Below are 17,652 nucleotides of genomic sequence, written 5' to 3' on the forward strand. Positions count from 1 at the left end.
GGTGTGAGGCTAGCCCGGGGCGTCAGATCAAACAAGGGTCAACGATGGAGAGCAGTGTTTTCAGTGAGGGTTGGTGCGCATCGGTGCGCGTTGGTACAGTACCTGCCTGAAAAACTTGTCGGCCTTCCCGGAAGAGTTGCTGGGTCGGGTGGCGCTATTTCATCCAATGTCGGGCATTGTACTCCATAAAATCGCGCGCAGTGCAATTTGCGGCCTTCAGCCGGAACAGCAAGCGTTTCGCGCGGCACGATTGCTCCCGGTCATGCGCTGTCCGCGCACGAGCCGACCGGAAAATGGCTTCAGTCGGCCAGCCGTTCGGCCAGGATCGCGGACACGCCGAGGAAGGCCGGGTAGTCAGCGGTGATGACGAACGCGGGGATCGCCGACAGGTATTGGCGGAAGCGGCCCTTGGCTTCGAACCGGGCGCGGAATGCGGACCGGTCGAAACGCTCGCCCAGCTTCGGTACGATGCCGCCACCGATATAGATGCCACCCTGCGCACCAAGCGTGACGGCCAGGTTGGCGGCGATGGTGCCCAGCATGCCGCAGAACGTTTCGATGGCCGCGTCGCACAGCGCGCAATCGCCGGCCAGCGCGCGGCGCGCGATCTCGGCCGGGGTCAGCGCTTCGGCCGGCAACTGGCGCTGGTCGGCCAGCGCGCGGTAGATCAGCTCGATGCCGGCACCGGACATCAGCCGTTCGGCCGACACATGCTCGAATTCGCGCCAGGCGAACTGCAGGATCGCCACTTCGGTCTCGTTGACGGGCGAGAAGCTGACGTGGCCACCTTCGGACAGCAGCGCCGTCCAGCCGGACGGCGACGGGATCAGGCCCGACACGCCCAGCCCCGTACCGGCGCCGATCAGGCCCAGCGGCGTGTCCGGCACGCCGGCGGCGCCGCCGACCTGGCGCTTGTGTTCGCCCAGGAACGGCAAGGACCGGGCCAGCGCCGTGAAGTCGTTGACGACGGCCAGCACCTCGAACCCGCACTCCTGGCGCATGGCTTCGATCGAGAATTCCCAGTGGTGGTTGGTCATGCGCACGTAATCGCCGGTGACGGGATTGGCAATGGCGATCGCGCCATGGCGCACGGCGGGCGCGGCGGCGGCCACGTCCGGCAGCGCCAGGTAAGCCTGTAATGCCGCCGCGAGCGTCGGATACTCGGCGCCCGGCAGCACGTGGATGTGGCTGACCTGCCCCGGCGCCGACTCCAGCGCAAAGCGGGCATTCGTGCCACCCACGTCGGCCAGCAGCCGGGGCCCGCCTGGGAATACGGATACGAGGGTCTGCTGCGCGGGGGTCGACATGGCGTTCATGGGCACGAGAGAAAAAGGTGAAGCCCAATGCTAGCGGATTTCTTGGCGAACGCGCAAGAGTTGGGTGTAGTTTGGGTACAAACTCTGCTATACCTGTGGGATGAACACCAAAACAGCACGGTAGTATGACTACTAACACCGGGGTCAGACCCCAATTTCAGGAAATATTTCCTGGACCTGGGGTCTGACCCCGGTTTCAGGCAATATCAGCGTGGCCCATCCACGGCGGGGAACTGCTCCCCAACAATTACCGTTTCGCCGGCACGGAACGCCGAGTTATAGGCTTCCAGCCCGCCATGCAGCGGCTTGGCCAGCGTGTAGCCCTGCTCGTGCAGCTGCTTGGCCACGCTGGCGGCGGTAACGTCGTTCGGGCAGCTGCAGTAGACGATGATGTGGCGGTCGCGCGGCAATGCGCCGAGCAGGCCGGACAGGTTGCCGTCCACCGGCAGCGCGCCGGGCACCGGCGGGTCGAGCTGGCGGGCGGTGGCGCTGCGGGCATCGATCATCACCGGCTCGTGGCCGGCGTCCAGCAAGGCGCGCAGCTGGTCGACGTTGATGCGTTCGGTCTGCATCGCGCGCTGGAAGCGGCGCCGTTCGATGTACTTGAACAGCATGAACAGCGCCAGCAGCGTGCCCAGCACGGCCAGCGCGGTGCCGCCCATGGTGGACAGGATATCCAGCACTTCGTCGATGTTTTCGTTGAAATACACGCCGATCAGGATGCCCGTCAGGCTCCACAGCAGGCCGCCGAGCAGGCTGAACGAGAGAAACAGCGGCAGCCGCGTGCCCAGCGCGCCGGCCATCGGCGGTGCGATCGTATTGAAGCCCGGGATGAACTTGGCCACGATCATCGACTTCACGCCCCATTTCTTGAAGTTGTCTTCTGTTTGGGAGACGCAGTAATCGGGCGAAAGGGAGATCTTGCACAGCACCTTCAGGATGCGCTTGCCGTAGCGGCGTCCGGCACTGAACCAGAACAGGTCAGCCATCACGCAGCCGGCCAGGGCCACGGCCAGCACGCCGGCCAGCGGCGTGCCGCCATTCATCGCCAGCGCGCCGGAGATGATCAGCACGGGGTAGGCGGGAATCGGCGCGCCCATCTGCTCGACCAGGACGACGATGAAGACGATCAGCACGCCGTATTCCTGCAACAGATAGATCAAGTTCGCCATAGTGCCGCCATCTTACTCCACGCCACGGGGAAACGCCGACAACAAGCTGCGTGTATACGCATGTTGCGGGTTGCGGTACAGCTCGTCGGCATCGGCCGTTTCGACGACCGCGCCACCCTGCATCACCATCACGCGATCCGATATGTATTTGACGACAGCGAGATCGTGCGAAATGAAGATGTAAGACAGGCCGAATTCATCCTGCAGATCCTGCAGCAGGTTCAGTACCTGGGCCTGCACCGACACGTCCAGCGCCGACACGGATTCGTCGCAGACGAGGATTTCCGGCCGCATCGTCAGGCAGCGGGCAATCGCGATGCGCTGGCGCTGCCCACCGGAGAATTCGTGCGGATACCGGTGCAGCGCCTGCGCCGGCAAGCCCACGCGCGCCAGCAGCGCCAACGCCATCGCCACCCTTTGCGTGTCATCGGCGCCGATGTGGTGCAACCGCATCGGTTCAAGCAGGATCTGCCCGACCGTGAAGCGCGGGTTCAGCGACGCATACGGATTCTGGAAGACGATCTGGATCCGCCGCTTGTACGGGCGGAACTCCCGGTCCGGCAACGCCAGCAGGTCGCGCCCTTCGAACAGCGCGCTGCCGCCGGTGGCCTTGTGCAGCCGCAGCAGGGTCAGGCCCACCGTGGTCTTGCCGGAACCCGATTCGCCGACGACGCTCAGCGTCTTCCCGCGCGGCAGCTGGAACGACACATCCTTCACGGCCTGGAATTCGCGCGTGCCGAACAGGCCTTCGCGGGTGAAGAAGCTTTTGCGCAGGTTTCTCACGTCCAGGATGATCTCGTCGTCCGGCGCATAGCCGCGGGTGCGCTGCGGCAGGGCCTCGGCAAGGAGCGGGCCGCCCTCCTCCAGGTAATCGGCGATCACGGGCAGCCGCACGGGCCTGGCGTGCAGCGACGGCCGGCAATGCAGCAGCGCCCGCGTATACAGGTCGCGCGGCGCGCCGAACACCTGGGCCGCCGTGCCCGTTTCGCGGACCTCGCCATGCCGCATCACGATCACATGGTCGGCGATGTCGCCCACCAGGCCCAGGTCGTGCGTGATGAACAGCACCGCCATGCCCCGCTCGCATTGCAGGCGGCGCAGCAATTCCACGATCTGCTTCTGCACCGTCACATCCAGCGCGGTGGTCGGCTCGTCGGCGATCAGCAGCTTCGGCTCGCAGGCGATCGCCATGGCGATCATCACGCGCTGCTGCTGGCCGCCGGACAACTGTCCCGGATACGCATCGATCTTCCTGGGCGGATCGGGAATGCCCACTTCCTCGAGCAGGGCCAGGGTGCGCTCGCGCGCCTGGCGCCGGCCCATGCCCAGGTGCCGGCGCAGCACCTCGCCGACCTGGAAGCCCACGGTGAATACCGGATTGAGCGACGACATCGGCTCCTGGAAGATCATCGCGATGTCACGGCCGCACAGGGCACGGCGCTCGTCGGCGGGCAGGCGCAGCACGTCGCGCCCATCGAAGCGGATGGCGCTGCCCGGATCGATCAACGTGGTGTCGGCCGGCAGCAGACCCATCACCGCCAGCGAACTGACCGACTTGCCGCTGCCCGATTCGCCCACCAGCGCCACGGTGGCATGGCGCGGCACGTCGAACGAGATGCCCTTCACCGCTTCGACTGTGGTGCGCCTGTCCACCCGGAAGGCGATCCGCAGGTTGCGCACCTGCAGCAACGGTTCATCCGGCGGCGGCTGTTCGTTCATCCGGGATTCATCCATCAAGGGTTCATCCATTACTTCGCCTTCGGATCGAGCGCGTCTCGCAGCGCATCGGCAAACAGGGAAAATGCCGTGACCAGCACCGCCATGGCCGTGGCAGCGGCGGCCAGTTGCCACCACTTGCCCAGCAACAGTTCATTCTGCGCCTCGTTCAGCATGGAGCCCCACGACACCACGCCGGCCGGCACGCCGAAGCCGAGGAAGGACAGGATCACCTCGGCCTTGATGAAACCCACGACGAGAATCGATACCTGCACCAGCGCCACGTGGCTCACGTTCGGGAAGATGTGCACGAACATCCTGCGCCATGCGGAAGCGCCGATCGCGTCGGCCGCCAGCACGTATTCGCGCCCCTTGTGCCGGAGATATTCGGCGCGCACCAGCCGGTACGGGCCGGTCCAGCCGGTGAACCCCAGGATCAGCACGATGGTGGCCACGCCCTTCACCTGCAGCACGGCGGCCACCGCCAGGATCATCAGGATCGACGGAATCGACGTGAAGACGCTGTACAGCCATTCGAACAGGTCGTCGGCGATGCCGCCCGAAAAGCCGGCCATCGCGCCGAAGAGCGTGCCCAGGCCCACCGCGACGAAGGCCGCCACCAGGCCGACGACGATCGACGTTTCGGCGCCCTTGATGGTTTTCTTCACGATGTCGTGGCCCCACTTGTCGGCGCCGAACGGCAGCGTGGGCAGGCGCTCGGCCGCGGCACCGCCTGCCGGCAACACGGCGCGCAATGCCGCGATATCGGCCGCCAGCGGGTCGAACGGGTTGTCGCGCGCCACGGGCGCGGCTGCGGGCGCGAGCGCCGCAGGGCCGGTCATGCCAGCTGCGCCGAGGAACGATGGCGGCGCGTAGTTCACGCCCACCTCGCGCTCCCAGTCGGCGGCGATCCACCCCGCGGCGGACAGCGCCACGAGCACCAGCCAGCCGGCAACGACGGCCAGCGCAGCCATCGCCAGCCGGTCGGCGCGCAGCCGGCGCCACGCGAGCGTCCACAGGCCGGCCGGGGTGGCGTGGAAATCCGTCATGCCCGCTGCACCCGCGGATCGACGAGCCGGTACAGCACGTCCGTCAGCAGGTTGAAGACCATCGTGGCGGCGGCCACATACACGGTGATCGCCTTGATGACGGGGAAGTCGCTGCGCTCCACGGCCAGGATCACTTCACGGCCGATGCCGGGAATGCCGAAGAAGCGCTCGAGCAGGAAGGCGCCCACCAGCAGGGCCGGCAGGCTGGCCATCACGTGCGTGATGATCGGGATCGCGGCATTGCGCAGCACGTGCACCCACATCACGCGCCGTTCCGGCAAGCCCTTGGCGCGCGCGGTGCGCACGTAATCCTGGTTCGCTTCGTCGAGCACGAAGCTGCGGTAAAGCCGCAGCGTGGGGGCCACGGAAACGGCCAGGCCGATCAGGATCGGCAGCGGCGCGTAGCGCAGCAGGTTCTCCGCCACGCCATCGCCCCAGCCCTGCACGGGAAACAGCCCAAGCCGGTAGGCCAGGCCATACTGGAACACGATGATATAGACGAGGATCGACACCGACATGGCCGCCGTGCACGCCACCATCACGGCGCGGTCGGTCAGGGAACCGCGCACGAACGCGATCGCCAGTGCCAGCGCGACCCCGATCAGGGTTTCCAGGATCGTCAGCGGCACCAGCACCGTCAGCGACGGCCCCAGGCGCGATGCGATGACGTGGCCGACATCTTCGCCGGTGGCCCAGCTCTGGCCGAAGTCGAACGTGGCAACCTGTTTTGCGAAGATCAGCAGTTGCACATACCAGGGTTCGTCGACGCCGAGCTGGCGGCGGATGCTGGCGATGGCTTCCGCGCTCGACATCTTCCCGGCCAGTACATAGGCGGGATCGCCGCCCACCCAGTGGAACAGCACGAACACCAGCAGCACGACCCCGAGCATCGTCGGCAGCATTTGCCACAGGCGGCGCAGGACGAATGGGAGCATGGGCGGAATGGCACGTGAAAAGCACACGATAGCGCAAAACCTTGCGCTACGGCAGTTTGATGCTTTTGCAAAATAAAGTTGCTTTCTGCAAAGTTAGGCAGACAAGTGTATCAATTCGTCCACATACGTGAAGTTGCCAATTATTTCACAAGCAAAGTTCAAGATCGCCGAAGATCAGGCCAGAAGATGCGCAACTCGGCAGAATTGTCGAGATTTGCTTGTCGCGCAGATATCTTTGGCCTACCAGCATACATTTGCGTGAATTCACTGTGACAACTTTTTGTTTGACCGTTATGAAGCCGGAGTGATTACATGCAGCCTCAAGGAAGCACCGCGCTTCCTGAACACGAGCAACGGACACGCACACAACGCAGCCTTTGTAGCTCATCAGAAATTATTAGTGGAGGTAGTACCCATGGTAGAGAAAATGATGGCACGTTCGGTTCGCCTGTTATTCACGGGCGGCCTGATGGCCACGCTGGGCATGGCAGGCACGGCCGCAGCCCAGGACACGAACATTCAACGCGTCGAGATCACCGGTTCGAGCATCAAGCGCGCCACCGCGGAAACCGCCTCGCCGGTCCAGGTGATCAACCGCGAAGAGCTGCTGCGCTCGGGCAAGTCCACCGTCTCCGAATACCTGCAGACGCTGACCGTCGACGGCGCCGGTTCGCTGCCGACCGGTTTCGGCAACGGCTTCGCCGCCGGTTCCACCGCGATCTCGCTGCGCGGCCTCGGCGCCACCTCCACGCTGGTGCTGCTGAACGGCCGCCGCATGGCGCCGTTCGCGCGCGCCGACGACGGCCAGAAGAGCTTTACCGACCTGTCCACCGTGCCGATGCAGATCGTCGAGCGCATCGAGATCCTGAAGGATGGCGCATCGTCCACCTACGGCGCCGACGCGATCGCCGGCGTGGTCAACATCATCCTGCGCAAGGACGTGCAAGGCCTGGAATTCAAGGCCGACACGGGCTGGTCGCGCTATGACGACGGCAAGCAGAACAAGGCCTCGGTCACGTTCGGCAAGGGCGACCTGGACGAAGACAAGTACAACTGGGTGGTCAACGCCGAGTACATGCAGTCCGACCGCATCAAGAACAGCGACCGCAAGGACCGCGCCTACATCGGCAACGGCGACCTGCGCGCCTACGGCTTCCCGATCGGCACGCAGTTCGCCGGCGGCTACATCAACGGCACCAACAGCGTCAGCCCGTCGCCGACCGGCATGGTGCGCGATCCGGTCACCACGAACTACACGAACCTGCCAGGCTGCGCGGGCATCTCGGCCACCACGAACCAGACCGGCGCGAACGGCGGCTGCCTGTACTACGTCGACCAATGGCGCGACATGCAGCCGGAGATCGAGTCGCTGAACCTGTACACGAAGGGCACGCTGCAGATCAACGAGTCGACCCAGGCTTACGTGGAACTGGGCTACTCGAAGCGCTCGACCGCCTTCATGATGACGCCGCCGTCGGTCACCCCGACCGTGGCCTTCCCGCCGAACGCGCAGACGCCGCAAGGCTTCATCAACTACGGCAACCAGAACCTGATGTCGGCGCAGCACCCGCAGAACCCGTTCGGCGCCAATGCCCGGATGCGCTACATCGCCACCGACATCGGCCCGTCCGAGCGCCGTGCCGACAACGAGTTCCGCCGCTTCGTCGTGGGCGTGAAGGGTTCGCTGGCAGGCTGGGACTACGACACCGGCTTCACCTACTCCGATTCCAAGCTGGACCTGGAATACACGAACATGCTGAACATGAACGTGGTCACCCAGGCGCTGAGCAACCCGGCTTCGCAGTACTTCCCGTACTACATCGGCGACCAGGCCTACCGCAACCCGGCCTCGCTGTACCAGGCCATGGTGGTCGATGCGCTGTCGCACTCGAAGACCAGCCTGTCCGTGATCGACTTCAAGGCAACGCGTGAACTGCCGATCGCCCTGCCGGGCGGTAACATCGGCCTGGCAATCGGCGCCGAGCACCGCCGCGAGAAGGTGTCGAACCCGTCGCTGGCCGGCTCCGAGAACGGCTCGATCAACTCGTCTTACGTGGCTGCGTTCGGCGATTCGAAAGTGTCCGCCGTCTACGCCGAGATCCTGGCTCCGCTGCTGAAATCGCTCGAACTGTCCGCCGCCGTCCGCTACGACAAGTACGACAACTTCAACTCCACCACGCCGAAGGTCGGCCTGAAGTGGACGCCGCTGCGCACGTTCGCCCTGCGCGGCACGTACACGGAAGGCTTCCGCGCACCGGGCGCCGCCGAAGGCAGCTCGTCGTCGCAGTCGACCGGCACGTCCACCGTGCGTGACCCGATCCGCTGCCCGAACGGCCCGGCCGCCGGCGGCGCCACGGCCACCGACTGCGCGATTCCGGTCGCCGCCGTCAAGGTCGGCGATCCGAACCTGCAGCCGGAAACGTCGAAAGGCGTGACGCTGGGCATGGTGTGGGATCCGTTCGAAGGCACGTCCGTGGCACTGGACGGCTGGAAGATCAAGCGTGAAAACGAGATCAACCCGCTGCCGTACAACGAAGCGGCCGCCCTGCCGACCGCGATCCGCAACGACAACAACCTGGTGCAGAACGGCCAGGTGATCCCGAACTCGGGCACGCTGATCCTGACGCAGGCACCGTACCGCAACTCCAGCTTCACGGAGATCTCGGGCGTGGACCTGGACGTGAAACAGCGCCTGCGCCTGGGCGACTACGGCCGCGCAACGCTGGGCATGGTGATCACGCACGTGGCATCGTGGAAGCGCCAGGAGTCCGCAACGACGGCCTACCAGTTCGCCGGCACGCACGGCAACTGCGACACGTCGAACTGCGCCGGCACGCCGAAGAACAAGGTCAACCTGTCCGCCACCTGGGACATCAATGCCTTCAACTTCAACGCCAACCTGAACTGGCGCGACAAGATGGACAACGTGCTGTTCGCCGGCGACAAGTGCGCGTCGACGCTGGCCAACGGCCAGCCGGGCACGAAGGATTGCGAAATCGCTTCGTTCACGACGCTGGACCTGTCGACCCGCTACAACGTGAGCAAGAACTTCACGCTGTTCGCCTCGGTCAGCAACGTGTTCGACAAGATCGCCCCGCTTGATCCGCTGACCTACGGCGGCATCAGCTACAACCCGATGGATGCATCGGGCGCGATCGGCCGTTACTTCAAGGTCGGCGCAAGCTACAGGTTCTTCTAACTTCTCCGGAAGTTCAGCAAGCAAAGCGGCCCCATGCGGGCCGCTTTTTTCATGGCGCGGGGCTTTTCAACCATGGGCCGCCGGATTGCCATGCCACCGGATTCCTGCACCAGCTTCAGTGGCAATACCGAAAAATGACAGTTGTGAACTATCCATTCGGATAGCTACCAGTTGCGTCTTCACATACTTGTTGATTTGACAAATGTTGGCAGTGCGGGGCTACTTTTGCTTACATCGGCCGAACAAAAATTGACAACTAGCATGTTTTGGTGGTTTGATACGCACCCCCGTGATTATTTGTGAGAATCGCAGGGGCTAGCGGTCACTGTATAACAGTTACTTCCAGTTGCAGCATGGGCTGCTCCGGCCGCCGCCTTACCCGGGCGGCGGCCGTTTGTCGTTCGCAATAACCTGAAAGAAGTTTCATGATTGAGAAAGTATTGTCTCGCTCCCTGCGCGTAATGTTCGCGGGCAGCCTGGCGATGGGCATGCATGCCGCGACCGCGCAGGAAGCCGGCGAGCAGCCCATGCAACGCGTTGAAATCACCGGCTCGTCCATCAAGCGCATCGCCGCCGAAGCGTCGCTGCCGGTGCAGTCCTTCAACCAGAAGGACATCAAGAAAACCGGTGTCACCACGGTGACCGACTTCATCCAGCAGATCCCGACGATGCAGGGCTTCACTGCCGCGGCCACATCGGTCGGCGGCGGTGGCGGCGGCATCACGACGGCTTCCATCCACGACATCGGCGAGCAGTACACGCTGGTGCTGCTGAACGGCCGCCGCATCGCGCCATCCAACTCCGGCACCACGATCGACCTGAACTCGATTCCGCTGTCGGCCGTTGAGCGCGTGGAAGTGCTGACCGACGGCGCCTCGGCGCTGTACGGTGCCGACGCCATTGCCGGCGTCGTCAACTTCATCCTGAAGAAGGGTGCTTCCGACTGGCAGATCGACGCCAAGTACAACAACCCGGAACGTTCGGGCGGCGCGTCGAACTCGGTGTCCATCTCGAAGGGCTTCGGCGACTACGATGAAGACGGCTACAGCGTGTTCTTCTCCGCCAGCCACGACGTGCAGAAGTCGCTGAAGGCTTCTCAGCGCGATTTCGCCAAGTCCGGCCTGATCAACTTCACCGACCCCGCCACCGGCAAGGAACTGCTGTTCGCCACGGCGTCGAGCCGCGCGCTGCCGGCCAACGCCGCGGTGCGCTACACGGCGGCCGATGGCACGGCACGTTCGGTCAACCTGAACCCGTATGCCCTGTCGCACAATGGCGCCTGCGCGCCGCTGAACGCCAATGTGTATGGCGACGGCAACTGCTACTTCGACTCCGCCTCGACCATCGAGATCAATCCGGAAACGAGCCGCGACGGCGTGTTCAGCTCCGGCGAACTGAAGCTGGGCAATACGGGCTTCCGCGGGTTCTACGACTTCGCGTTCACCAAGGCCAATGTGCGCTCGTCGATCGCCCCGTTCCCGGCCCAGTTCTCGATCGCCAAGGGTTCGTCGCTGTACAACCGGTACATCGCACCGTACCTGACCGCCGAGCAGGCGGCCGGCGTGACGAGCGTGAACGCGAACTACCGCCTGATGGAAATGGGCAACCGCACGTACGACTACGGCACCAAGGCCACCCATATCGTGGCCGGCGTGGACGGCAATGCGTTTGGCTGGGACGTGAACTCCGCGTTCACGTGGTCGCGCAACCGCCAGCAGACCGACTACGTCAGCGGCTTCCCGCTGGCATCGGAGTTCGAGGCCGCCATCGGTGCAGGCTTGCTCGATCCGTTCAGCTACGGCCTGGGCGAGATGCCCGAGTCGATGAAGAACACGCTGCTGGGCACCGGCTTCTCCGGCCTGTACCAGACGCAGACCGTGATCATGAAGGGCTGGGATGCACGCGGTTCGCGTGAAGCGTTCAAGCTGCCGGGCGGCGCGGCGATGCTGGGCGTGGGTGTCGATTACCGCGACACGAACTACCACATGGACAGCCAGAAGGTCGCCGAAAACGCCGAGATCCTGTACGAAGGCGGCGCCATCGACAGCGGCTACCACCGTGCCAACGCCGGTGCGTACGCCGAGCTGATGATGCCCGTGACGAAGCAGCTGGAAGTGACCGCCTCGGCGCGTTACGACCGGATCGGCGCCGTCAAGGACAACAACGGCGGCAAGACCTACGGCGACACCGAAAGCGCCAACACGTGGAAGCTGTCGGCCAAGTACTCGGCCACGAAGAACGTGATGTTCCGCGCGGCTGCGGGCACCGGATTCCGTGTCGCGACGATGCAGCAGATCGCCGGCGTGCAGGAAGACTGGGGCGTCACGGGCGGCAACTACCAGTGCCCGCTGACGGGCAGCGCGCATCCGCTGGCGTCGTACTGCAACGGCGTGGGCCGCACGCAGTTCGAGGCATTCCGCGCGGGTAACGCCAATCTGAAGCCGGAGAAGTCGAAGCAGTGGTCGATCGGTACGGTGTGGGAACCGACCGGCAACCTCTCGCTGGCACTGGACCTGTGGAACGTGGAAATCCGCGACCAGGTGCAGGACGTGACGGAAGCGCAGATCTTCGCCGACCCGGCGAAATTCGCAGACCTGTTCACGACCAAGTACCTGAACTCGACCGGCTCGCGCGAGCTGGCGGTGATCCTCGCGCCGATCAACATCGGCAAGCGTGAGAACCGCGGTATCGACTACGACCTGACCCACAAGCAGAACATCTGGGGCGGCCGCCTGACCAGCCGCCTGGCCGGTACTTACCTGCTGCGTTCGCGCTTCACGGAGCCGGGCTCGGACGACGTATGGACCACGAGCCTGAACCGCTACGGCATCGACGACAAGGTCAGCTTCCGCCACGTGATCAAGGCATCGACGTCGTTCGAGACGAAGCAGCTGACGCACACGCTGATCGCCTCGTACCGCAACGGCTACGTCGACAAGCCGCAGACGCTGGACGACTGCGCCGTGATCGTCGCCGGCTCGCCGGGCGAGTGCTACGCCGTCACGCTGGACGTGCCGAGCTACACCACGTTCGACTACCAGGTGGCTTACCGCCCGCTGGCCAATGTGGAAATCTCGGCAGGCGTGCTGAACCTGTTCGACCGCAACCCGCCGTTCTCGCTGCGCAACGCCGGCTCGCACCAGATGGGCTACAACCCTTCCTACTCCAGCGCGCTGGGCCGGCAGCTGTACCTGTCCGGTTCCTACCGGTTCTAATGGACCCCGGGCCTCGCGGCCCGGTGGCCCAACAAAAGCGGCGCCTCGTGCGCCGCTTTTTTTATTGCCAGATTCCGCGACTGCCCCCAATTCACAACGGGGACCAACGGGGACAGTCCCGCCGGGAGGGACTGTCCCCAGAGGTTTTACAACACTTTTTGTTGTTTATTCGCCCGTCAGGCGGCGCTGGCGGACGGCGGCGGCCAGTTGTTCGAGCACTTGCACGCTGGCTTCCCAGTCGATGCAGCCGTCGGTGACGGATTGGCCGTAGGTCAGTTCCTTGCCCGGCACCAGGTCCTGGCGGCCGGCGACGAGGTGGGATTCGACCATCACGCCGACGATGCGCGTGTCGCCGCCGGCCACTTGCGCGGCGATGTCGGCGCAGACGGGCACCTGGTTTTCCGGCTTCTTCGAGCTGTTCGCGTGCGAGGCGTCGATCATCAGGCGCGCGGCCAGGCCATGGCCGGCGATCGCCTTGCTGGTTTCTTCGACGCTGGCGGCGTCGTAGTTCGGGGCCTTGCCGCCGCGCAGGATGACGTGGCAGTCCTCATTGCCGGCGGTCGACACGATGGCCGAGTGGCCGCCCTTCGTCACCGACAGGAAGTGGTGCGGCTGCGATGCGGCCTTGATCGCTTCGACGGCGATCTTGATGTTGCCGTCGGTGCCGTTCTTGAAGCCGACCGGGCACGACAGGCCCGACGCCAGCTCGCGGTGCACCTGCGATTCGGTGGTGCGCGCACCGATGGCGCCCCAGGCGATCAGGTCGGCGATGTATTGCGGGCTGATCACGTCGAGGAACTCGGTGCCGGCCGGCAGGCCCAGCTCGTTGATGTCGCGCAGCAGCTCGCGCGCCATGCGCAGGCCGTCATTGATGCGGAAGCTGTTGTCCATGTACGGGTCGTTGATCATGCCCTTCCAGCCCACCGTGGTGCGTGGCTTCTCGAAGTACACGCGCATCACGATTTCCAGGTCGGCGCTCAGGCGCTCGCGCACCCCGATCAGCCGGCGCGCATATTCCATGGCCGCTTTCGGATCGTGGATCGAGCACGGGCCGATGACCACCATCAGGCGGTCGTCCTGGCCATGCAGGATGCGATGCAAGGCTACCCGCGCGCCGGACGCCGTGGCGGATGCGGCTTCGGTGCAGGGGAATTCGCGGATCAGGTGCGAGGGGGGCGTCAGTTCCTTCATCTCGCGGATGCGCAGGTCGTCGGTGCGTTGCATGGTGCTCTCCTGGAAAATTGCGGCTTGAACTTGCTTGTATGGGGTGAAAACAAAAAAAAACCGCCATTGCTGGCGGTTTGTCTGTATCTGCTGGACTCGTCTGCTTCTCGCTTACGTGCACCGGCCTTTACTCAACCGCCTGGAGGCAGGGAGCCAAAAGTAAAAAAAGCCGGTAAAGAAAACGAAGCGGTGCATGGAACCAATCCTTTGAGTTGAGTTCACTATAACAACAAAATCTGAGGTTTGGCAAGACATTGTTTGGCCTGCGATGTTGTCAAACGTATTTGATTGCCCATGCCGGTCCTCCGGGCCTTTTACAGGCCCAGCTGAACGAACACCGATGTCGGGCAAGGACGGGTCGTGCGAACCATTTCGATGGCCTCGTTCGCCTGCACATAATGCCGGGCTGACCGGCATTATTATCCAGATTGCCGGCAAGGCGCCTTTCCATCATGCAATATGAGCCGGTGTTCCGGGCCCTGATAATAAGGCCATCGAAAAATCGCCATTTAAGCTCAATTTAAGGTTTCCTCTCCAAACGCAGGCAGAAAAGAAGAGGTATCAAATTCCACCTCTTCTTTTAGAAATCTCGTTCGAGTCGCATCTCTTTTTCTTTCCAAAAGCTCCTTAACCCTGACTACAGGAGTGGTCGGCACACTCCATCCGCGAATTCATTTTCATCTAAATAACTACATCTTCACCCGCCTTGCTGTCATCTTCACGCATATAGCAGAATCCGCATCGAATCCTAAACCGTTGGCATTCGATTCCAATAGGAACTATAAATTAACTCTGAGTATAAGAAGATAGCGCTGCCATCGCTTGTCCCGCATATGTCCTGTTGCGCACATGAGACATTACAGTTTCGCAAAATCCTTAACTCCTATATAACTTTCACACTCACGAAAACCATTGGACACCTTTTCCGGAGATATAACGAATGAAACCAATGAAAATACGCCCGGTTCCGGGCGTTCTCCGCCGGGCCTTCCCCATCGCGGCACCGCTGCTGATGACGGTGCTGACGGCCCAGGCACAAACCACCGCCCCGACCGCTGCCGGTGCGCAACCGATCCAGCGCGTGGAAATCACGGGCTCGAACATTCGCCGTTCGCAAGCCGAAACGGCATCGCCGGTGCAGACCGTGAACCGCGCCGACATTGAAAAATCCGGCAAGACCACGGTGGCCGAACTGCTGCAGACGCTGGCGGTCGACAACCAGGGTTCCGTGCCGACCACGTTCGGCAACGGCTTTGCTTCCGGCGCATCGGGCATCTCGCTGCGTGGCCTGGGCGCCGCGTCCACGCTGGTGTTGCTGAACGGCCGCCGCATCGCACCATACGGCCTGGCCGACGATGGCCAGAAAGTCTTTGCCGACCTGAACATCATTCCCGCGGAAGCCGTGGAACGCGTCGAGATCCTGAAGGATGGCGCCTCGGCCATCTACGGTTCCGACGCCATCGCCGGCGTGGTCAACGTCATCCTGCGCAAGGATTACGTGGGCACCACCGTGCGCCTGTCGCAAGGCCTGTCGAACGAAAGCGACGGCGGCGACACCCGCCTGGCCGTCACGCACGGCGTGGGCGACCTGGAAACGGATCGCTACAACTTCCTGTTCTCGGCTGAATACGGCAAGAAGCGCGAAGTGTGGAACCGCGACCGTGCTGGCCGCGGTGCCGTGGGCCGCGCCGACCTGCGCGACTTCGGGTTCTCGGCGCAGGAAGCACTGGGCGGCACGGGCGCGATCGTTGCCCGCAACAGCGCCGGCAGCTCGGTCGTCGGCAACGTGCGCAACCCGCTCACCAACGATTACTACAGCCGCGGCAACCCGGCCGGCGTGGGCTTCACCCGCACCTTCCCGGGCGCGGCGTGCTCGAACTTCACTAACCACCCGCAGGGCGATCCGGGCGGCGGCTGCCTGACGGATGCCACGCAGATGTACAACCAGATCCAGCCGCGTCAGGAAACGCTGAACCTGTTTGGCCGTGCGACCTTCCAGCTGAACAACGACTGGCAAGCCTACGTGGAACTGAACGGCTACCACAGCGATTCGGAATCGTTCTCCACGCCATCGGGCATCAGCGGCAGCGTTGGCTACCCTGGCGGCCCGGTCAACAATGCGGACGTGTCGCTGGGCGCCGCGCACCCGGATAACCCGTACTTCGGCAGCCGCGCGCGTCTGCGTTATATCGCTTCGGACGTGGGCCCACGCACCAGCGCCATCGAAACGAACTTCGTGCGCGCCGTGGCCGGCCTGAAGGGCACCGTGGCAGGCTGGGATGTCGACAGCGCCCTGCTGTTCTCGCAAAGCAAAACGAATCGTGACCAGAACGGCTACCTGCAACGCGACGTGGCTTTCGCCCTGCTGGATCCAAGCGCGGCGAACGTTGCCGCCGCCCGCGCCGGCAGCGCCGCCTATAACGGCCTGCCAGCAGGCAGCTTCTGGCGTATCGGCGAGAACGCCGGCCTGAACTCGCAAGCCCTGTACGACGCCCTGTCGCCGACGATCTCGAACGACGCCACCACCAGCATTGCCGTGGCCGATGTGAAAGCGTCGCGTGAATTCGGCCAGTTGCCGGGCGGCGCGCTCGGCGTGGCCGTGGGCGCCGAGTTCCGCCATGATGAAACCGAGCTGAACCCGACGTCGGGCACTGATCGCGGCAACATCATCGGCCTGGGCTACTCGGCCTACGAAGGCCAGCGCAACTCGGCCGCGCTGTACACCGAAGTCATCGCGCCGGTTCTCCCGACCGTTGAACTGTCCGCCGCGCTGCGCTACGACCACTTCAACGACGTGGGCAATTCCTACACGCCGAAAGCGGGTTTCAAGTGGACGCCGGTGCGCAGCTTCGCACTGCGCGGCACGTTCGCCCGCGGCTTCCGCGCACCGAGTGCGGCCGAAAACGGCCGTGGCGGCCTGGCAGCCTTCTCCACGTCGGACGATCCGGTCCGTTGCGCACTGGGAATCCCGGCTGCATGCGCCTCGTCGTCCGTGGCCGTGATCACGTCGCCGAACCCGGACCTGTCGCCTGAAAAGTCGAAGAGCTTCTCGCTGGGCGCCGTGTGGGATCCGCTGCCACGCACCAGCATCTCGCTGGACGCATGGCAGATCGAGCGCAAGAACGAAATCAACCAGGAAACCACGTCGGCTGCGATCGCCGCGGGTAACCTCGTACGCGATCCGGGCAGCTCGCAGTTCGCCGGCGATCCAGGCGCCATCGTGGCCGTGCTGACGAACTACATCAACTCGAACTCGACCAAGGTCAACGGTATCGACCTGGATGCCCGTACCACGTTCCAGATGGGCGATGCCGGTTCGCTGACGGCCGACATCAAGTGGACGCACATGTTCAAGTTCGAGCGTACCGACCTGGAAGGCAACACGGTCGATTACGCCGGCACGCACGGCAACTGCGATGCGACGAACTGCATGGGCACGCCGGATAACCGCATCAACCTGGGCCTGACCTGGGATCGCGGCCCGCTGCGCCTGTCCGGTGTCGTCAACCACCGCGGCAAGTTCGACAACACGCTGTTCAAGGACGATCCGGATGGCTGCGCCTTCCACTTCGCCAACGGCGACGACTCGCCGAACGGTTGCAAGATCAGCTCGTTCACGACGCTGGACCTGACCGCGAAGTACCGCTTCACCAACAAGGCCGAGCTGTTCGCCACGATCCAGAACGTGCTGGACAAGGAACCGCCGCTGGATCCGCTGACCTACGGTGCCGCCGGCTACAACCCGCTGGACTACAGCGGTGCACTGGGCCGTTACTTCCAGGTGGGGATGCGCTACACGTTCTAAGCGACATTGCCGCAACAAAAA

General features: G+C 63.9%; 10 protein-coding genes. 4 read left to right on the plus strand and 6 right to left on the minus strand.

Going from position 1 to position 17,652, the window contains the following annotated elements:
• Positions 1-299 precede the first annotated feature (299 nt).
• From EWM63_RS07365 to EWM63_RS07385, 5 genes are all read right to left on the minus strand, one after another.
• Entirely contained in the window at positions 300-1,316 is a 1,017-nt protein-coding gene (locus tag EWM63_RS07365) for a glucokinase (RefSeq protein ID WP_130185940.1), read from the minus strand.
• Positions 1,317-1,522: 206 nt separating this feature from the next.
• Positions 1,523-2,488, minus strand: a complete 966-nt coding sequence (locus tag EWM63_RS07370) for a VTT domain-containing protein (RefSeq protein ID WP_130185941.1) — start codon at positions 2,486-2,488, stop codon at positions 1,523-1,525.
• A 12-nt stretch (positions 2,489-2,500) separates the two neighbouring features.
• A complete protein-coding gene (locus EWM63_RS07375; protein ID WP_229487792.1) occupies positions 2,501-4,237 on the minus strand; it encodes an ABC transporter ATP-binding protein in 1,737 nt (578 codons plus the stop codon).
• Positions 4,237-5,253 carry an ABC transporter permease gene (locus EWM63_RS07380; protein WP_130185942.1) on the minus strand — a complete coding sequence of 339 codons (1,017 nt, stop codon included), beginning with the start codon at positions 5,251-5,253 and terminating at the stop codon, positions 4,237-4,239. Before EWM63_RS07380 ends, EWM63_RS07375 begins: the two co-directional genes overlap by 1 nt.
• A complete protein-coding gene (locus tag EWM63_RS07385) occupies positions 5,250-6,188 on the minus strand; it encodes an ABC transporter permease (RefSeq protein ID WP_130185943.1) in 939 nt (312 codons plus the stop codon). Before EWM63_RS07385 ends, EWM63_RS07380 begins: the two co-directional genes overlap by 4 nt.
• Positions 6,189-6,615: 427 nt before the next feature.
• Between EWM63_RS07385 and EWM63_RS07390 the strand changes: the two genes are divergently transcribed.
• Positions 6,616-9,387 carry a TonB-dependent receptor gene (locus tag EWM63_RS07390; protein ID WP_229487793.1) on the plus strand — a complete coding sequence of 924 codons (2,772 nt, stop codon included), beginning with the start codon at positions 6,616-6,618 and terminating at the stop codon, positions 9,385-9,387.
• Between the two features lie 440 nt (positions 9,388-9,827).
• On the plus strand, positions 9,828-12,602 hold the full coding sequence (locus EWM63_RS07395) for a TonB-dependent receptor domain-containing protein (protein WP_165390777.1): 2,775 nt from the start codon (positions 9,828-9,830) through the stop codon (positions 12,600-12,602).
• 165 nt (positions 12,603-12,767) lie between these two features.
• On the opposite strand, the gene aroG is transcribed toward EWM63_RS07395, so the two are convergent.
• Positions 12,768-13,826, minus strand: coding sequence for a 3-deoxy-7-phosphoheptulonate synthase AroG (gene aroG, locus EWM63_RS07400; RefSeq protein WP_130185945.1), 1,059 nt, complete (start codon positions 13,824-13,826; stop codon positions 12,768-12,770).
• 24 nt (positions 13,827-13,850) lie between these two features.
• On the opposite strand from aroG, the gene EWM63_RS07405 reads away from it, so the two are divergent.
• Positions 13,851-14,042 carry a hypothetical protein gene (locus EWM63_RS07405; protein ID WP_130185946.1) on the plus strand — a complete coding sequence of 64 codons (192 nt, stop codon included), beginning with the start codon at positions 13,851-13,853 and terminating at the stop codon, positions 14,040-14,042.
• A gap of 724 nt (positions 14,043-14,766) precedes the next feature.
• Entirely contained in the window at positions 14,767-17,631 is a 2,865-nt protein-coding gene (locus EWM63_RS07410; RefSeq protein ID WP_229487794.1) for a TonB-dependent receptor, read from the plus strand.
• The last annotated feature ends 21 nt before the right edge of the window (positions 17,632-17,652 follow it).

This window comes from Pseudoduganella lutea (assembly GCF_004209755.1).
Lineage (GTDB): Bacteria > Pseudomonadota > Gammaproteobacteria > Burkholderiales > Burkholderiaceae_D > Rugamonas > Rugamonas lutea.

Coding starts and splice junctions, on each gene's coding strand:
- EWM63_RS07365 (WP_130185940.1), bottom strand. CDS start 1,316: ATGAACGCCATGTCGACCCCCGCGCAGCAGACCCTCGTATCCGTATTC.
- EWM63_RS07370 (WP_130185941.1), bottom strand. CDS start 2,488: ATGGCGAACTTGATCTATCTGTTGCAGGAATACGGCGTGCTGATCGTC.
- EWM63_RS07375 (WP_229487792.1), bottom strand. CDS start 4,237: ATGGATGAACCCTTGATGGATGAATCCCGGATGAACGAACAGCCGCCG.
- EWM63_RS07380 (WP_130185942.1), bottom strand. CDS start 5,253: ATGACGGATTTCCACGCCACCCCGGCCGGCCTGTGGACGCTCGCGTGG.
- EWM63_RS07385 (WP_130185943.1), bottom strand. CDS start 6,188: ATGCTCCCATTCGTCCTGCGCCGCCTGTGGCAAATGCTGCCGACGATG.
- EWM63_RS07390 (WP_229487793.1), top strand. CDS start 6,616: ATGATGGCACGTTCGGTTCGCCTGTTATTCACGGGCGGCCTGATGGCC.
- aroG (WP_130185945.1), bottom strand. CDS start 13,826: ATGCAACGCACCGACGACCTGCGCATCCGCGAGATGAAGGAACTGACG.
- EWM63_RS07410 (WP_229487794.1), top strand. CDS start 14,767: ATGAAACCAATGAAAATACGCCCGGTTCCGGGCGTTCTCCGCCGGGCC.